This is a genomic window from Streptomyces altiplanensis, from assembly GCF_053591575.1.
The window spans coordinates 1-15,659 of record NZ_JBSFUB010000131.1 but is presented as its reverse complement, the minus strand read 5'-3'; the positions used below and the strand labels follow the sequence as shown (position 1 = coordinate 15,659).

Genomic DNA, 15,659 nt, shown 5'->3' with positions numbered 1-15,659 from the left:
GCGTGGCCCGGAACGTATCGTGCTTCGCACGACAGTCTCCTTGAAAGCCGCCGCGGCGCGTCCTGTCAGGACAAACCTGCGCGGGCGGTCGTCGGTGAACGTCCGGGGCCGGCGGCCGCCCTCGGTGCCGCAGCCCCGGCCGCGTACTCAGTACCGCAGCCGGGACAGATACCTGTAGCTGTTCAGCGCGGTCGCGAAGGGGTCGGCCGGTGCGTCGTGCTCCACCAGCCACTGCTTCACGCCGCCCCGTCGCGCCACGTCGAACATCGCCGGGAAGTCGAGCACCCCGGAGCCCACGTCCGCGAAGTCCCCGTTCGGCGCCATGTCCTTGACGTGCAGGGCGGGGAAGCGCCGCGGGTGTCCGGCGAAGAGCCGCGCCGGGTCGGCGCCGCCCCTGGCCGCCCAGTACACATCCAGCTCGAATCCCACCAGCTCCGGATCGGTCTCGGTGAGCAGGATGTCGTAGAGGTTCTCGCCGTCGCTGACCACATGGTCGCTGCCGTGGTTGTGGAAGAGCACTTTCAGGCCCTTCTCACGGGCCGCGAGCCCCGCTTTGTTGAACTGCCGTGCGGCTTCCCGGAAGCCGGCCGGGCTGTGCATCGCACCCGGCAGGCTCGGCACGACGATCCACTTCCCGCCGAGCGTGACGACATCGTCGACGGCCTGGGGCAGGCCGCTGCCCGAAACGGTGGTGTACGCGACGTGTTCGAGCACCGCCCTGAGCCGGGTCCCGTCGAGCATCCGCCGGATGTCCGCCGCGCTGTTCCCGTGCCTGCCGCTGACTCCGACCGTCGCGTAGCCGATCTCCGCGAGGCGGGCGAGCGTCCCCCTGAAGTCCTTCGCCAGGGGAGCGCGCATGGTGTAGAGGTGCATCCCGATGCCGGACGGCGGGATGCGCCGCCGCGGACCGGCGGTCTCCGCCGCCTCCGCCGTGCCGCCCGCCATCCCGGCCGCCGCGGCGATCCCGACGGCCGTACCGAGGAACGAGCGCCGTGTGCTGCTGTTCATGTGCGACCCACCTCAACTCACGTCGATCCGGACTGCTCCGGAAGTCGTGTCACCCTTGTCGTCGGTGACGGTCAGATGCGCGGTGTACGTCCCCTTCCTGGCGTACGTGTGCTCCGCCGCAGGGCCCTCCGTGCCCGGCGCGGGCTTCGCGTTGTCGCCGAAGTCCCAGTGGTACGAGGCGATGGTGCGGCCCGGCAGCGGCTTCACCTCGCCGGTGAGCTCCACCGCCAGCGGTGCGCCGCCCCCGGCCGGGGCCGCGGTCACGGAGACCTTCGTGCCCGGCTTCTTCTCGACGCCGCAGCCGTTGAAGTGCAGCCAGTCGACGGCGAAGAGGTCCGGCTTGTCCGCCGACCACTGCGGGTTGGTGAACACGGCGTACAGCTTCATCGTGCCGCCCGGGGACGGGTCCGCCAGTTCGACGGTCGGCGAGACGACGTTGCCCCAGCCGCCCGTGTTCGCCACGCTCACCTTGCCGAGCAGCGGACCGGCCGGCGATCCCGTGCGGAACTCGATGTCACCGCCGATGCCGCCGGACGCCGCGCCGACCGTCACCGAGTCGATGCCCTTGAGATGCACCGGGTCGAAGGAGATCCAGTCGCCGTCCTCGATCTCGGTCAGCCGCTTCCCGCCCGAGGCGTCCGCACGGCTCGCGACCACGGCGCCGTCGTGAGCGCCGCCCGTCGCCGTGAAGTGCTCGGCCTCGCGCAGCGCCGGGCGCAGCGTCAGCGACGCGGAGCCGGTGAGGGCCGGGACGCCGTCCGGGCCGCCCTTGTCCTCGTACTGCGCGGTGATCCCGTAGTACAGGTTCTGGCCGGGGCCGTGACTGTCCCCGGCATCGGTCACGATCTCACCCGTACACCCGGTGTAGTTGTCCAGCGGATGCAGATGGCTGTCGTGGCCGAGCTGGGACTGGACGACCACCCGCGAGCAGTCGACGGGCCGCCCGTCCTCCCGGTCCTTGACCTTGACGGTGAAGGGGATGGTGTCGCCGAAGCTGAACATCCCGCCGTCCGGCGGCTGCTGGAGGGTCACTTCCGGCCGGCTGTTCCCGACGGTGATCTCCTGCACGGCGAGTCCCGTCAGGCCCTTGGGCGCACCGACCGTGAGGCGGGCGGTGAAGCGGCCCTTGGTCCGGTAGGTGTGGGTGGGGTTCGCCTCCGTCGAATCCGTCGTGCCGTTCCCGTCGAAGTCCCAGGCGTACGTCACGGGTTCACCGTCCGGCAGCCCGGACCCGGCGCTGGAGAACTCCACGGTCAGCGGCGCGGGACCGCTGTCCGGACTCGCGGTCGCCCTGGCGGCGGGCAGCTGCCCGTCGGCGACGTGGTCGATGCGGTAGATGCCCGCGCCGTCGTTGCTGCCACCGCGTCCCGTGCCGCTGCCGAGGCCGAAGTCGATGACGTACATCGCTCCGTCCGGCCCGAAGCCGGCGTCGAAGGGCTGGTTCCACTTCATGTCGCCGAAGACGGGGTTGATCGACTGGAGATCGCCCGCCCTGACGGGCGCGAAGCGGGGGTCGGTGAAAGTCTGGTCCTTCTCCTGCACGGAGAAGGTCTTGAACCACTGCCGGGTCAGCTCGTAGGTGAACCACTTCCCCTCGAAGTACTCGGGGAACTTCGTCGGATACGGGTTGGCCTCGTCGTAGTCGTAGACCGGGCCGCTCATCGGCCCGCCGCCCCCGGCGCCGACCTCGGGGAACTCGGGCGACGCCGAGTACGCGTACCAGACCGAGGCGGGCTGGGCGGGCGGCAGCTCACGCAGTCCGGTGTTGTTCGGCGAGTCGTTGACCAGCGATCCGCAGTCGAACTTCCCGCCCGAGGTCTTCGTGGCGAAGTCGTAGTCGTTGAAGGGGGTGTTGTCGCCGATGCAGTACGGCCAGCCGAAGTTGCCCGCCTTCGTGATGCGGGTGTACTCCACGGTCCCCTCGGGACCGCGGTCGGCCTTCGCCTGGCGGGCGTCCGGCCCGTAGTCGGCGACCATCAGCGCGCCGCTCCGCGGGTCGGTGGTGATCCGGAACGGATTGCGCATGCCCATCGCGTAGATCTCGGGCCGCGTCTTCTCCGTCCCCGGCGCGAAGAGGTTCCCGGCCGGTACGGTGTACGTGCCGTCGTCCCGCGGGGTGATGCGCAGCACCTTGCCGCGCAGGTCGTTCGTGTTGCCCGAGGTGCCCTGCGCGTCCCAGGCGCGGCGTCCCTCGCGCTCGTCGATCGGCGCGAAGCCGTCGGACGCGAACGGGTCGGTGTTGTCACCGGTGGCGACGTACAGGCTGCCCGACGTGTCGAAGGCGATCGACCCGGCCATGTGGGAGTTGGCCCGGCCCTCGCCGCGCAGCGTGGGGATGGTCAGCAGCCGCTTCTCGGAGGCGGGGTCGACCGTGGTGCTGCCCCCCGTACCGCTCACGGTGAAGCGGGACAGGTTGAGCCGTTTCTCGGTCTTGTCGGAGTGCAGCAGGTACAGCCACCCGTTCTTCCCGAACCCCGGGTCAAGGGCGAGCCCGAGCAGACCGTCGGACTGGCTCGTCATCTCCGGCGTGTACGCGAAGTCCAGCGCGGTCGAGACCTTGAGCGTCGTCTGGTCGATGACCTTCAGCTTGCCGGTGCGCTGGATGAAGAAGACCCGCCGGTCGGGCGCGACGGCCAGCTCGAACGGGTCGGCCAGGTCGTTCGTGGCCAGCGCGGTGCGCTGGAAGGAGCCGGTCTTCGTCGCCGTGCAGTCGCCCGGCTCGCTGCCCGCGGCCCACTGGATGCCGCCGAGGACGTGCTGGAGGAAGTCCTCCTCCTGGAACGCCGCCTTGTCGTGGCCGCCCGCGGTGAACCAGGACCGTCCGCCGTCGTAGTTCTGGCACCAGGACCACGGGTGGTCGACGCCTTCGTCCAGACCGGTGATGCCGTCGCGCACCTTGATCTGCGCGAGGGTGTGCACCTTCCCGGTCGGATTGGTGCGCCAGTTGTACCACTCCTCCGTGCGCTCCCAGAGCTCCGGCAGCCCCTTGGTGGACGGGTGCGCCCGGTCCAGGACCTTCACCCGTCCGGTCTGTACGGCGGGGTGCTTGTCGAAGATCGCGCCGACCAGGCCCTCGTACCAGCCCCAGTCCCGCTCACTGGCCGACGCGGCGTGCAGACCGACCCAGCCGCCCCCGGAGCGTACGAACCTCTGCAGGGCGGCCCGCTGCCCGGCATCCAGCAGATCGCCCTTCTCCGGAGTGGAGTTGGTGTTGTTGAAGACGATCGCCTGGAAGCGGGCGAGGTTGGTGTCGGTGAAGGCGGCGGCGTCCTCGGTGGCCTCGACCTCGAAGCCGTTCTCACGGCCGAGCTTCTCGACCGCCTCGATCCCCGCCGGAATCGAGTCGTGAGGGAAATGCGTGACCTTGGAGAAGACCAGAACGCGGAAAGGCGCTGCCTCGGCGCGGGGAGGCGAGGCCACCCCGAGTCCCAGGACCAGCGCCAGCAGGGCTCCGACGGCGGTGAAGGACAGAAGGAATCTTCGCGCGGGATGACTCATGGGCGCTCCCGGTGCTGGTGAGGCGGCTAACGGGACTAGAAAGCGCTTTCTGGAGCGTGTCGCTCAGAGTAGGTTCCCGCCCGCAAAGGGGTCAATGGGTCGGCAGAGGCATGGTGTGAGGCGTCCGGCCCTGGGGAGAGTCAGCCTCAGCACACCCAGCACCCGGCACCCAGAACCACAGACACCAGGAGGCGTGCCCGATGAGCACTCCGCACCGCACGGGAACGGCGACCGCCGCCGACGGCGCACAGATCGCCGCGTACACCTGGCTTCCGGACAGCGGGCGGCCCCGCGCCCTCGTCCAGATCGCCCACGGCGCGGCCGAGCACGCCCTGCGCTACGACCGGTTCGCCCAGCACCTGGTCTCCCACGGCTACGGCGTGATCGCCTCCGACCACCGCGGCCACGGCGCGACCGCCGCCGCCACCGGCGGCTACGGCGTGGCCGGAGAGAACGGCTGGCGCGCGATGGTCGACGACCTCAAGGCGGTCGGCGACCAGGCCAGGGCGCTGCACCCGGGCCTGCCCGTCGTACTGCTCGGCCACAGCCTCGGCTCGATGCTGGCCCGCGACTACGCCCAGGAGTACCCGGACGGCCTGGCCGGCATCATCCTGTCCGGCACTTTCCGTACGCTTCCGGGGGCCGAACTCCAGGAGTCGATCGCCGGCCTGGAGGCGGAGGTCGCGGAGCGCGGCCGCACGGCCCTCTCCTCGTACATCCCCACCCTCTTCTCCTCCTTCAACGACCCGTATCCGCGCCGCACGGGCTTCGAGTGGCTATCCCGCGACGAGGCCGAGGTCGACGTGTACGCGGCGGACGAGCGCTGCGGCTTCGCCTTCAGCGCGGGCCTCGCCCTGGACTGGGTGCGCGCGATCCGCAAGATCAATGACCCGCGCAATCTCGCCCGCGTCCCCGCCGACCTGCCCGTCCACATCGCCGTGGGCACGGAAGACCCCTGCAACCAGAAGATGACCCTCGTGTACGAGCTCCTGGAGGACTTCCGCTACCTCGGCACCGAGGACCTCACCTGGAAGGGGTACGAGGGCGCCCGCCACGAGATCCTCAACGAGACCAACCGGGACGAGGTCCAGGACGACCTGACCGCCTGGCTCGACAAGCACGTCTGACGTGCGCTGCGCTTCGCTTCCCGCGCGGGGCGCGAAATGGGGTTCGTGATCACCGGTCGAAGTGCGGTATTGTTCTCAAGCGCGTTCAGCCAGAGGAAACTCCAGGCCAGACGGGCATCGGGACGTGGCGCAGCTTGGTAGCGCACTTGACTGGGGGTCAAGGGGTCGCAGGTTCAAATCCTGTCGTCCCGACTCGAGAGAGTCGCAGGTCAGGGGCCGTTTCAGAGAAATCTGAAACGGCCCCTTGATCGTTTTTGGGGGCCTGCTGGGGACCCGGCCGTGGACCGCCGGGACCAGTGAGTACGTCCTCCCCGCAGGCCGCGCAGCGTCACGCGAACTGGGTGCCAAACCGCCCCGGCACACTCCGCGACGGCAGAGGAGGCCCCCGGTATCCACTCGCGTCGTACACGTGCCCCATCCGCCGCCCGCTCCCGGGGCGAGTGCCCGCTCAAGGCCCCTGCGTGCCCCGCGCGTTGTGCGCGGACGAGCGATCGGACGGCTTGCTCCCGCCGGGCAAGCGCGTTCAGCGGCAGCCGTTCGGCCGCCGGATTCCCACTCCGCGTCGCGGAGGCAGCGTGCACCGCAGCCCGCGCGGCCGCTGTCCCGGCCGCGAACAGGCCGACGTCATACACGGAACTCGACGCGACGCTCGTCCGGCGTGTCGGTGGGCCGGGGTTCGACTTCTCCCGGGCTGATGAGCGAGCGGCGATGGGCCACTTGCTGTGGCTGATTGTCGAGCGCGACCGGCCTGAATCCGGACTCATGCTCTCCGCTCTGGTCCACTACCTCAACGCCAACGATGCCGGCCCCGGCTTCTACGGTCTTGCCCAGCAGCTGGGACTGCTGCCCGCCAAGGCGTCGCCCGCCGCGAAAATGGAGTTCTGGATCGATCAGCTCAACAAACTGCACCTGTTGTGCTCCCGGCCCTGACCCCGTTGCTGTTACGGCTGGTCCGGTCTGCCCGCGCCGGTGAACCCTCGGCCGGCGGGCCACGGCCGGACCAGGAAGTACTGGCAGGGCGCATTGAGTTCGCGCGGCCGCATCAGGCCGCGGTCCCTTTCCGCCGCACTCAGGCCGCCACCACCACGGTGAGCCGGGTGCCCATGTCCGTACGGAAGGCCACGGAAGGTTCCGTACGGACTGATGCCGGACCGGAACAGGGCGGCCGGCCCCGGTCGGGGCGCCGTCCGGGAGGCACGGGCGGAGGGCCGCCGATGGGTCTTCGGCCTCGGGAGCGGGGTCACTCGGCCGCGACAGGAATGCCGTCCGTCGTGCTGTCCGCCGCGACGCGGACCGGCAGGTGGTAGACGGCGAAGGCACGGCCGATCACCGGCTGGGCGACATTGCGCACACGCACCCCGCCACTGGTCATCCCGTGTTCGGTGCCCAGGTGCGCGTGGCCGTGCACCGCGAGGTCGGCCCCGGACTCGTCCACCGCCTCGGCCAGCAGGTAGCTGCCCAGAAAGGGGAAGATCTCCGGGGGTTCGCCCGCCAGGGTGTCCGGGACGGGAGCGAAGTGCGTCAACGCGATGCGTACGGCGCAACCCTGCTCCTTCAGCTCGTCCAGGGAGCGACGCAGCCCCTCCGCACACCGCCGGGTGTACCGGATGAACTCCTTCATCTCCGGTTCGCCGAACTCGCCACCGCTGCGGCCGGCGAACCCGCCGCCGAAGCCCTTCGTCCCGGCGACGCCGACCGGCACCCCGCCGATGTCCAGCACGGTGCCCCGGCCCTCCAGAACGGTCACGCCCGCCCCGTCGAGCACCGCGGTCACCTCGGCCTGCTGGTCACTGTGGTAGTCGTGGTTGCCCAGGACGGCCACCACCGGCACACCGAGCCCGGCCACCTCCTGGGCGACCACGGCCGCCTCCCCGGCCGTGCCGTGCCGCGTCAGGTCTCCGGCGAGCAGCAGAAGGTCCGCGTGGTCGCTCACGGTTTCGAACGCGGGCCGGAGCACCCCCGCGCTGTCCGGCCCCAGATGGATGTCGCCGACGGCCGCGATCCGGATCACGCGAGCTCCTCAGGGCGGTCGGGGGCGGTGGCGGAGACCACGACCAGGTCCTCGTGCAGCGGAAGCCCGGCCAGCTCGTCCTCGGCCATACGGAGGATCTCGTCCCGGCAGGCGGCGCTGGAGACGGTGCCGGCGATCAGGACACTGTTTCCGCGCAGTTCGATCCGTACGCCCATTTCGGCGAAATCGCCGTCGGCCAGGTGCTCCCGCAGATGGGCGATGCGGTACTCGGCGGCGCGTGTGTCGTTCACGGTGCTGCCTCCCGTGGTTCGATGACGTCCAGACGTTCGAGAAGGTAGAGAAACGCGTCCGGCATCGGTGAGTCCTGGTGCTCGCGGCGCAGGCGGCCCCAGTCGATCCTCTCCCGCAGCGTCCGGGCGATGGGGAGCACGGCCCCGAAGTCGCAGTGGTGCTCCGAGAAGGCATCGAGCTGGCTGCCCATGAGGTCGGTGGGCGACAGCACCGGCATGTGCACCGAGTCCACCGGAAGGATCTGGGCCCGGCTCAGCAGTTCTCCGGTCACCGGCTGCCGGGCCAGTTCGAAGATCAGGTCGATCTCCTCGCCGTGACTCCGTGCTTTGATCAGCCAGTCCTCCGGCGGGACACGCACCTCGATCCCGGCGGCCTCGAGAGACGCGGTCACGGCTTCCGCGTCCTCACGCAGGATGCAGAAGTCGGCGTCGTGCTGGAGGCTGGCCGGTACGCCGTGCGCGTAGGCGGCGACGCTCCCGACCAGGGCGAACGGGTACCCACCGCTCTTGAGCCTGGCAGCCACGTGCTTGGTGGCCTCCAGGATGGCCTGTGTGCGGTCCGGCGGCAGTGGCCGGGCACCGCCGTGCGGCCAGGTACCGCCGTGCGCCCCGGCGGGGCCGCTGTCCGCAGGGCTTCCCGCGGTCAGTCCCAGACCGGTCGGGCCGGCCCGGTCGCCGGGCCGGGAGGCGTCTTGTGAGTAACCGCGCACGGGTGCACCTTCCTCGTCGGCTTATCCGGGCGCTGCGCTGGTGACGGTGAAGAGCGCGCCGTTCGGATCGCGCAGCGTCGTTTCCGTGCCGTAGGGGGTGGGACCCTGCCCGAGGACGGAGCCGCCGTGCCGGAGCGCCGCCTGCACGGTGGCCTCCACGTCGGGAACGGGGAAGTGGGCGTGCCACCGGGGCTGGATCAGCGGATCGGGCGCCGTGTCGACCGCACCGGAGCTCAGCCGCGCCAGGATGTGTCCGTCCTGGAGCAGTACGACCTCGTCCTCCTGGTACTCGACCTCGCAGCAGCCGGGGCGACCGCTCGCCCATTCGAGGACCTGGCCGTAGAAGATCGCCGCATCGAACGCGTCCCGGGTCCGCAGGCGCAGCCAGACGGGTGCGTTCTTCCGCCACACGTGCCAGTCGGAGAAGAGTTCTCCCTCCCAGATGCCGAAGACGGCGCCGTCCCGGTCCGCCGCGATGGCCCCGCGGCCGGTGGCGAACCGCAGGGGCCCCACGGCGACGGTGGCGCTTCGCTCACGGATCCGGCTCGCGGTTTCGTCCACGCTGGCGACAGCGAAGTAGGGCGTCCAGGTGACAGGCGCCTGCAAGGCGGTGTCGAGTACGCCGATTCCGGCGACGGGTGCCCCGTCGAGCAGAGCGATGCTGAATCCGCGACCGAGTCCGGCCTGCCGGAATTCCCAGCCCAGAACCGCTCCGTAGAAGGCCTGGGCGGGCTCCAGAGCGCGCGCCATCAGGGTGATCCAGCACGGAGCGCCGAATACCTCGTGGCTCGATGTGGTGCCTGCGGCCGTCGTTTCCATTTCCATCGCACTGTGTCCTGGTCGAATGGGGGCGTGTGGGGCCGGTTTCGTATTCCATCCTGCCCCCGGGCTCTCGTGGTGGCGAACCACGTGAACGCCCGGAGCAGGCGGCCGATCATGAAATTGAGGGTCTGGTCCTGTGCTCGGAGGGTACTCGCCGTTCATTGATCCAGCCGTGATACGCGCGCGGTGCCCCGGAGTGGTGACCCGGGGTGACCGCAAAGCCGTCAGGAGGGTTCGCAGATGGACGGAGCCGGTCTCACGGGCGACGAACGGCGGATCCTGGCCGGGATCGAGCACTCGGTGCGCCGGAGCGACGCCGTGCTGGAGCTCAAGCTGCGGACGATGCGACGCCGGCCGGCGCCCGCGACCCAGGTTCTCAACGGACTGAGGAACCGGCGTCGCGGCGTTTTCCTGTGCTCCCTGGTGGCGATTTCCGCGTTCCTGTTCGTACCGGCGTTCAGGACATCCGCACCGGTGCTCGTCTCGGCCTTCGCGCTCACTTGGACTGTGACGCTCCTTTACGCGCTCCGGATGGTCTGCCGGTGGTCGCGCCGAATGCCGGAAACGGGCTCGCAATCCCAGCGGTGGGAATGAATGGAAGCTGCGTTTGCGGAGAGGAGACACCGGACGCAGGGTGGGCGGAAGCTGCTGACCCGAAGGAAGCGGCCCCACCGATTCGATGCTCGGAGGAGGAGAAATGCCCAAGGGTTCGAGTTCCAAGAGGGAACGCCAGTACGAACACATCAAGGAAGGCGCCGAAGAACGCGGCGAGAGCAACAAAAGGGCCAAGGAAATCGCTTCGCGCACCGTCAACAAGGAACGCGCGCGCTCCGGCGAGTCCAAGACGGCGAGCAAGAGCTCCACTCAGGGCGAGTCGCCCTCGAAGCGCGGCGGGAAGAGGTCCCACAGCGGCTCGGAGGGGCAGACGTACGACCAGTTGTACGCGGAGGCGAAGCGCCGCAACATCCACGGACGCTCGTCGATGAACAAGTCCGAGCTCCAGCGCTCCCTCAAGGAATCCTGAGCGACGAGAGCCTTCCGTCGGAGGCGTCAGAGGCGTCGGAGGCGTCGGAAGTCTTCAACCGGCCCGGCGGCCGCGCGGCTCCAGGGGACGCGTGGCCGGGCCGTGCAGAACCGTGCCGTCCGTCCCGAAGCGCGAGCCGTGGCAAGGACACTCCCAGACCTTCTCGGCATCGTTGAAGTGCACCAGACAGCCCAGGTGCGTACACCGCGCCGAAACGGCGGAGGTCCCGCCCGCCTCGTCGCGGTACACGGCGCAGCGCTTGCCTTCCAGACGGACGACCGCGCCGCTGCCCGGTGGGATCTCGTCCACCGAGTCGACGTGCCCGGTGTGCAGACGGTCGCCCACGAAGTGCCGGGCGACAGCGCTCTGGAACCTCGCCAGCTCCGCCGTCTCGCGCACCTGGGGCAGTCGCCGCGGGTCGTACAGATCGGTCCACGCGGGCCGGGGGCCGCCCGCGATGTGGGCCGCGAGCAGGCGGCCGGACATCACACCGTTGCTCATGCCCCAGCCGCCGAAGCCCGTCGCCACATAGACGTGCTGGGTTCCCGGATGCGCGTGCCCGACGTACGGCAGACGGTCGCTCGAGTCGTTGTCCTGCGCCGACCAGCGGTACGCCCGCTCCGCCTCGGCGAAGCCCGGCATCCGCTCCCGTGCCCACCCGTCCAGGCGCGCGAACCGTTCCCGTACGTCCCCGGCGCCCGGCTCGAACGTCTCGCCCGTGACGACGAGCAGCCGCCGTCCGTCGTCGTACGGCGCGCTGCGCACCGAACGGACCCTGTCCTCCGGACTCAGATACATGCCCGTCGGCGCGGCACCCGAAGGCACCGGCGCCGCGATCACCAGCTCCCGCCTCGGCTTCAGGCGGGTGAACAGCAGCGTCCGGTCGAAGACGGGGTAATGCGTCGCGACGACGGTGTCACGCGCCTCGACCGTGAGCCCGCCCTCGGTCGACAGATGGCAGCGCACACCGTCGTGGAGCCCGGTGACGCGCGTGCGCTCGTGGACGCGCCCGCCCGCACCGGTGATCCGCTCGGCCAGGGCCAGCAGGAACTTGCGCGGGTGGAACTGAAACTGCCCCTCCACCCGCACCGCCCCGGCCACCGGGAACGGCAGCTCCGTCCCGGTCACGAACGACGCGTCGAGCCCGGCCCGCCGGGCGGCCTCGGCCTCGGCCCTGAGCTCTTCCGTCCGCCGCGGATCCTCCAGATACGTACAGGCGGCCGCCCGCTCCAGATCGGCGTCGATGTCCAGCTCGTCGCACAGCGCCGCTGCCCGCTCGACAGCGTCCTGCTGCGAGAGGGCGTACAGCGCGGCGTCGTCGGGGCCGTATCTCGCCTCCAGCCTCGCGTACACCAGACCGTGCAACGCCGTCAGCTTCGCCGTGGTGTACCCGCTCACTCCGGCGGCGATCCTGTCCGCCTCCAGGAGTACGACGTCCAGGCCGGCCCGGACCAGTTCCCAAGCGGTGCACAGTCCGGCGATGCCGCCACCGATCACGGCGACATCCGCGGTCAGGTCGGAGTCCGGAGGCGGATAGCGGGTCCCGGGGGCCGTGGCCATCCAGTACGACTCGTCCACAGTCCGGCGTTCTGCAGCCATGGTTCTCGGCTTCCCCTTCTGCGTTCCGGTTAACGGTGGCGCGCTGACGGTGGCGTGCGTCAGCCCTCGACGTCCGTGGCCCGGTGGGGCGCGCCGACCGGCTTGGACTCGGGCGAACCACACTGACGCGGACAGACCGGGAGAATGACCATCGAGGCCACCGCGAGCAGTTCCGACCACCAGTTCCGCGGCGTGCGGTTCCAGAAGCCGGTGGGGAGCAGGTACGCGCCCCGGCTGACCGGTGCCTGCAGATCGCGCAGGTGCTCCTCGTTGTGGGCGACGCTTCCCGTGACCGACTGGGCCGGCCGGGCGAACAGGAAGGCGAGGCCCATGACGAGGCCCGGGAGCGCGAGCAGAGCGACTGACGGAACCCGCCCGCGGCCGCCCACCGGGGAGAGTCCTCCCTCGCGCAGCGACCCGTCTTCTGCTTCTCGTCGGACTCCAAGCGCGCCTCGCCCATGCGCTTCGACTCCGGTGAGCCGCGCTGCAGCAGCCACACGGTGCCGAAGAGGCAGAGGAGGAACTGCAGGAACTCCGACTGCCGGTTCTCCGTCACGTCCACCGCGAAATCGGACGTGCGGAGACAACCCCGGAAAGCGACGGGCCGCGAGCCCTCCGTGATCAGCCGGTTGTTGAAATCGGCGTGTCCCGCGACGGCCTGACCGGCCAGGCTGAGCGGAAAAGCGCCGCCGAACGCCAGGGACAGGCCGTTGTCCCGGAAGAAGCGCGGCAACGGGCTCACCAGTGCATCACCCCGACCGCGATCGCGTAGGCCAGGCCGCCGAACACGACGAGAAGGCAGAGCCCGAACATCAGCCGCACTGTCTCACCCGCCCTTCAGATCACACGGGTACGGAAACCCGGGCCGCGCCAGGCAGCCCGCCGCGACGACCTTCCATCCGTCGCGGAAGGCCGGGAGGAAGAGCGTGTCGGCGTCGAGGACGACACGGGCCTGGTGCCCGTACACGTCCACCCGGCGCACCTCGCCCGCCGACGGCAGCTCCAGTTCCGCCAGAGCCGCGGGACACGGAGAACCGGCCGTTTCCTCCAGCTCCTCGCGGGTACCGGGAGCCAGGCCGTCGCACCCCGGCAGGGCCTGCGCCCCCCCCGCAGGTTCTCCTCGAAACGCAGAGCCGCCGCTGCCGCGGCCTCCTCCCGACCGCCCAGAGGGGAACAGCCCGAGAGAGCCAGGCATGCCAGGACCGCGAACAGACCCACGCCCACAGCGCGCATCGCAGGAACCACCTCCCGCCCTCGGCTCCGGGGAACGGTCCGAGAAGTCCCGGAAACGTTCCCCGGACCGGTCTCCCGCGCCCCGTACCCGGGCGGACTTCCACCTGACAGGTGAAGCAAACGAGGCCCCCGCCGCGTTGCGAGAGCGCCCGTACCGCGCAAATCTCGAAGCACCGAGTCCGAGGAGGACGGCAGCATGCCCATCGCCACGGTGAACCCCGCCACCGGAGAGACGCTCAAGACGTTCGACGCGTTCGGAGCCGAAGAGATCGAGCGCCGCCTGGCACGCGCCGCGACCGCCTTCACGCTCCACCGCACCACCGGATTCGACCGGCGTGCGCAACTCCTGAACCGCGCCGCGGACCTGCTGGACCAGGACCAGCAGGACATCGCCCGCACCATGACCACCGAAATGGGCAAGCCGATCGTGGCCGCCCGCGCCGAGGCGGCGAAATGCGCGAAGGCGATGCGCTGGTACGCCGAGAACGCGCGGCAGCTCCTGGCGGACGAGCACCCGTCCGCCGCCGACGTGACGGACTCCGGTGCCTCCTGGGCGAGCGTCCGCTACCGCCCGCTCGGTGTCGTCCTGGCCGTGATGCCGTGGAACTTCCCGCTCTGGCAGGTCGTACGCTTCGCCGCCCCCGCGCTCATGGCCGGCAATGTGGGCCTGCTCAAGCACGCCTCGAACGTCCCGCAGACCGCCCTCTACATCGAGGACCTGTTCCGCCGCGCAGGCTTCCCCGACGGGTGTTTCCAGACACTGCTCGTCGGATCCGGCGCGATCGAGGGCATCCTGCGCGACCGAAGGGTGGCCGCCGCGACGCTCACCGGAAGCGAACCGGCCGGACGCTCCGTCGCCGCCGTCGCGGGCGACGAGGTGAAGCGGACCGTTCTGGAACTCGGCGGCAGCGACCCCTTCGTCGTCATGCCGTCGGCCGACATCGAACGGGCTGCCCGTACAGCGGTGACGGCCAGGGTGCAGAACAACGGCCAGTCCTGCATCGCGGCCAAGCGCTTCATCGTCCACAGCGACGTCTACGACGCCTTCTGCGAGCGCTTCACCGCCGGAATGCGGGAACTGTCCGTCGGTGACCCGATGCGGGAATCCACCGATGTCGGACCGCTCGCCAGTGAACAAGGGCGTACCGATCTCGAAGAGCTCGTCGACGACGCCCTGCGCCTCGGCGCCACGGCGCAGTGCGGAGCGCAACGCCCCGAGAAGCAGGACAAGGGATGGTTCTACGAGCCCACCGTCCTCACCGGCGTCACCGACGCCATGCGAATCCACCGCGAGGAGGCCTTCGGCCCGGTGGCCACGGTCTACCGCGTATCGGACCTCGACGAGGCGGTGACCCTCGCCAACGACTCGCCCTTCGGTCTGAGCTCGAACGTGTGGACGCGCGACGAGGGGGAGGTCGAGCGGTTCGCGCAGGACCTGGAGGCGGGCGGCGTCTTCATCAACGGCATGACCGCCTCCCACCCCGCGCTGCCCTTCGGCGGCGTGAAGCGCTCGGGTTACGGAAGGGAACTGTCCGGCCAGGGCATCCGCGAATTCTGCAACGTCACCACCGTGTGGCACGGCGCGGACCCGGGCGACAACCGCTGACCTCCAAGAACACCGGGAAGCCCGATACGGCCCGGCACCTGCCCGGCGGCACGGCGCGCACCCGCACCGCATCGGAGACGACGCCCGCCGAAGGTGGGCCCGAGACGGCCGCGCTAGCGTGCTGCGCATGGCGAAGACTCTGTACGGCACCCACGTCGTGTTGCGTCCGGCTGCGAAGGACGACATCCCTGCACTGGCCCGCATCCGCGCCACGCCCGAGGTACGCGCGACCTGGCGTAGCGGCGACGACCTGGTGGCGGTGGTCACCGACGACCTCGGTGACCCCGACGTGACCACGCTGGTGATCGAGTACGCCGGCCGTACCGCCGGCGCCATCCAGTGGGGCGCGGAGCAGGACCCGGACTACCGCCACGCCAACATCGACATCTACCTGGATCCCGCGGTGCACGGCCGAGGCCTGGGTACCGACGCCGTGCGCACGCTCGCCCGTCACCTGATCACCGAGCTCGGCCATCACCGGATCGTGATCGACCCGGCAGCGGACAACGCCGCAGCCATCCGCTGCTACGCCAAGGTCGGCTTCCGCCCTGTGGGCATCATGCGGGACTACGAACGCGGCCCGGACGGCACGTGGCACGACGGACTGCTCATGGATCTGCTGGCCGACGACCTGGACTGACGCCCGTCCTGACGCCCGTCCGACGCCTGTACGGGCGGCCCATCGGCGGGGGTTGACACGGCCTCCGCCGGTCCGTAAGGTACTGCGAGTTGTCGGGGAGCCGGAACGGTTCTGCGACAGCCACTCGCCG

General features: G+C 70.3%; 15 protein-coding genes, 1 tRNA gene and 1 pseudogene. 7 read left to right on the top strand and 10 right to left on the bottom strand.

Translation table 11 applies throughout. The annotated features are described in order from the left end of the window. Positions 1 to 147 precede the first annotated feature (147 nt). Positions 148 to 1,008: a sugar phosphate isomerase/epimerase family protein gene (locus ACWD0Y_RS33115; RefSeq protein ID WP_450263974.1), complete on the bottom strand. Its 861-nt coding sequence runs from the start codon at positions 1,006 to 1,008 to the stop codon at positions 148 to 150. A 12-nt stretch (positions 1,009 to 1,020) separates the two neighbouring features. Next, entirely contained in the window at positions 1,021 to 4,506 is a 3,486-nt protein-coding gene (locus ACWD0Y_RS33110; protein ID WP_450263973.1) for a ThuA domain-containing protein, read from the bottom strand. 200 nt (positions 4,507 to 4,706) lie between these two features. On the opposite strand from ACWD0Y_RS33110, the gene ACWD0Y_RS33105 reads away from it, so the two are divergent. From ACWD0Y_RS33105 to ACWD0Y_RS33095, 3 genes are all read left to right on the top strand, one after another. Next, on the top strand, positions 4,707 to 5,633 hold the full coding sequence (locus ACWD0Y_RS33105; RefSeq protein WP_450263972.1) for an alpha/beta fold hydrolase: 927 nt from the start codon (positions 4,707 to 4,709) through the stop codon (positions 5,631 to 5,633). Positions 5,634 to 5,751: 118 nt separating this feature from the next. Continuing rightward, positions 5,752 to 5,825 (top strand) — tRNA-Pro (locus ACWD0Y_RS33100). A gap of 525 nt (positions 5,826 to 6,350) precedes the next feature. Further along, positions 6,351 to 6,563 (top strand): hypothetical protein, encoded by a 213-nt coding sequence (locus ACWD0Y_RS33095; protein ID WP_450263971.1) that lies wholly within the window; start codon positions 6,351 to 6,353, stop codon positions 6,561 to 6,563. Between the two features lie 310 nt (positions 6,564 to 6,873). On the opposite strand, the gene ACWD0Y_RS33090 is transcribed toward ACWD0Y_RS33095, so the two are convergent. From ACWD0Y_RS33090 to ACWD0Y_RS33075, 4 genes are read right to left on the bottom strand one after another with little or no spacing between them, the layout of a single operon-like run. Next, positions 6,874 to 7,644, bottom strand: a complete 771-nt coding sequence (locus ACWD0Y_RS33090; protein WP_450263970.1) for a metallophosphoesterase family protein — start codon at positions 7,642 to 7,644, stop codon at positions 6,874 to 6,876. Further along, positions 7,641 to 7,895: a hypothetical protein gene (locus ACWD0Y_RS33085; protein WP_450263969.1), complete on the bottom strand. Its 255-nt coding sequence runs from the start codon at positions 7,893 to 7,895 to the stop codon at positions 7,641 to 7,643. The genes ACWD0Y_RS33090 and ACWD0Y_RS33085 overlap by 4 nt, the downstream gene beginning before the upstream one ends. Further along, positions 7,892 to 8,605, bottom strand: coding sequence for a hypothetical protein (locus ACWD0Y_RS33080; protein ID WP_450263968.1), 714 nt, complete (start codon positions 8,603 to 8,605; stop codon positions 7,892 to 7,894). The genes ACWD0Y_RS33085 and ACWD0Y_RS33080 overlap by 4 nt, the downstream gene beginning before the upstream one ends. A gap of 21 nt (positions 8,606 to 8,626) precedes the next feature. Next, the gene (locus ACWD0Y_RS33075; protein ID WP_093797704.1) at positions 8,627 to 9,430 is read right to left on the bottom strand and encodes a VOC family protein; all 804 of its coding nucleotides are present in this window, start codon (positions 9,428 to 9,430) and stop codon (positions 8,627 to 8,629) included. A gap of 237 nt (positions 9,431 to 9,667) precedes the next feature. On the opposite strand from ACWD0Y_RS33075, the gene ACWD0Y_RS33070 reads away from it, so the two are divergent. Together ACWD0Y_RS33070 and ACWD0Y_RS33065 are read left to right on the top strand one after the other, a co-directional pair. Beyond that, positions 9,668 to 10,021, top strand: a complete 354-nt coding sequence (locus tag ACWD0Y_RS33070) for a DUF3040 domain-containing protein (RefSeq protein WP_450263967.1) — start codon at positions 9,668 to 9,670, stop codon at positions 10,019 to 10,021. A gap of 103 nt (positions 10,022 to 10,124) precedes the next feature. Next, positions 10,125 to 10,451, top strand: coding sequence for a plasmid stabilization protein (locus ACWD0Y_RS33065; RefSeq protein WP_093797700.1), 327 nt, complete (start codon positions 10,125 to 10,127; stop codon positions 10,449 to 10,451). Between the two features lie 54 nt (positions 10,452 to 10,505). On the opposite strand, the gene ACWD0Y_RS33060 is transcribed toward ACWD0Y_RS33065, so the two are convergent. The 4 genes and pseudogenes from ACWD0Y_RS33060 to ACWD0Y_RS33045 all read right to left on the bottom strand — a co-directional run bounded on the left by ACWD0Y_RS33060 (position 10,506) and on the right by ACWD0Y_RS33045 (position 13,023). After that, entirely contained in the window at positions 10,506 to 12,050 is a 1,545-nt protein-coding gene (locus ACWD0Y_RS33060; RefSeq protein WP_450263966.1) for an FAD-dependent oxidoreductase, read from the bottom strand. Positions 12,051 to 12,109: 59 nt separating this feature from the next. Then, entirely contained in the window at positions 12,110 to 12,439 is a 330-nt protein-coding gene (locus tag ACWD0Y_RS33055; RefSeq protein WP_450263965.1) for a DUF6766 family protein, read from the bottom strand. Positions 12,440 to 12,453: 14 nt separating this feature from the next. Then, positions 12,454 to 12,792, bottom strand: a pseudogene (locus ACWD0Y_RS33050) (DUF6766 family protein); the annotation flags it as partial. 84 nt (positions 12,793 to 12,876) lie between these two features. Further along, the gene (locus ACWD0Y_RS33045) at positions 12,877 to 13,023 is read right to left on the bottom strand and encodes a hypothetical protein (RefSeq protein WP_450263964.1); all 147 of its coding nucleotides are present in this window, start codon (positions 13,021 to 13,023) and stop codon (positions 12,877 to 12,879) included. Positions 13,024 to 13,479: 456 nt separating this feature from the next. Between ACWD0Y_RS33045 and ACWD0Y_RS33040 the strand changes: the two genes are divergently transcribed. Both ACWD0Y_RS33040 and ACWD0Y_RS33035 read left to right on the top strand, forming a co-directional pair. Next, entirely contained in the window at positions 13,480 to 14,889 is a 1,410-nt protein-coding gene (locus ACWD0Y_RS33040) for an NADP-dependent succinic semialdehyde dehydrogenase (protein WP_450263963.1), read from the top strand. A 127-nt stretch (positions 14,890 to 15,016) separates the two neighbouring features. Further along, a complete protein-coding gene (locus tag ACWD0Y_RS33035; RefSeq protein ID WP_450263962.1) occupies positions 15,017 to 15,529 on the top strand; it encodes a GNAT family N-acetyltransferase in 513 nt (170 codons plus the stop codon). The last annotated feature ends 130 nt before the right edge of the window (positions 15,530 to 15,659 follow it).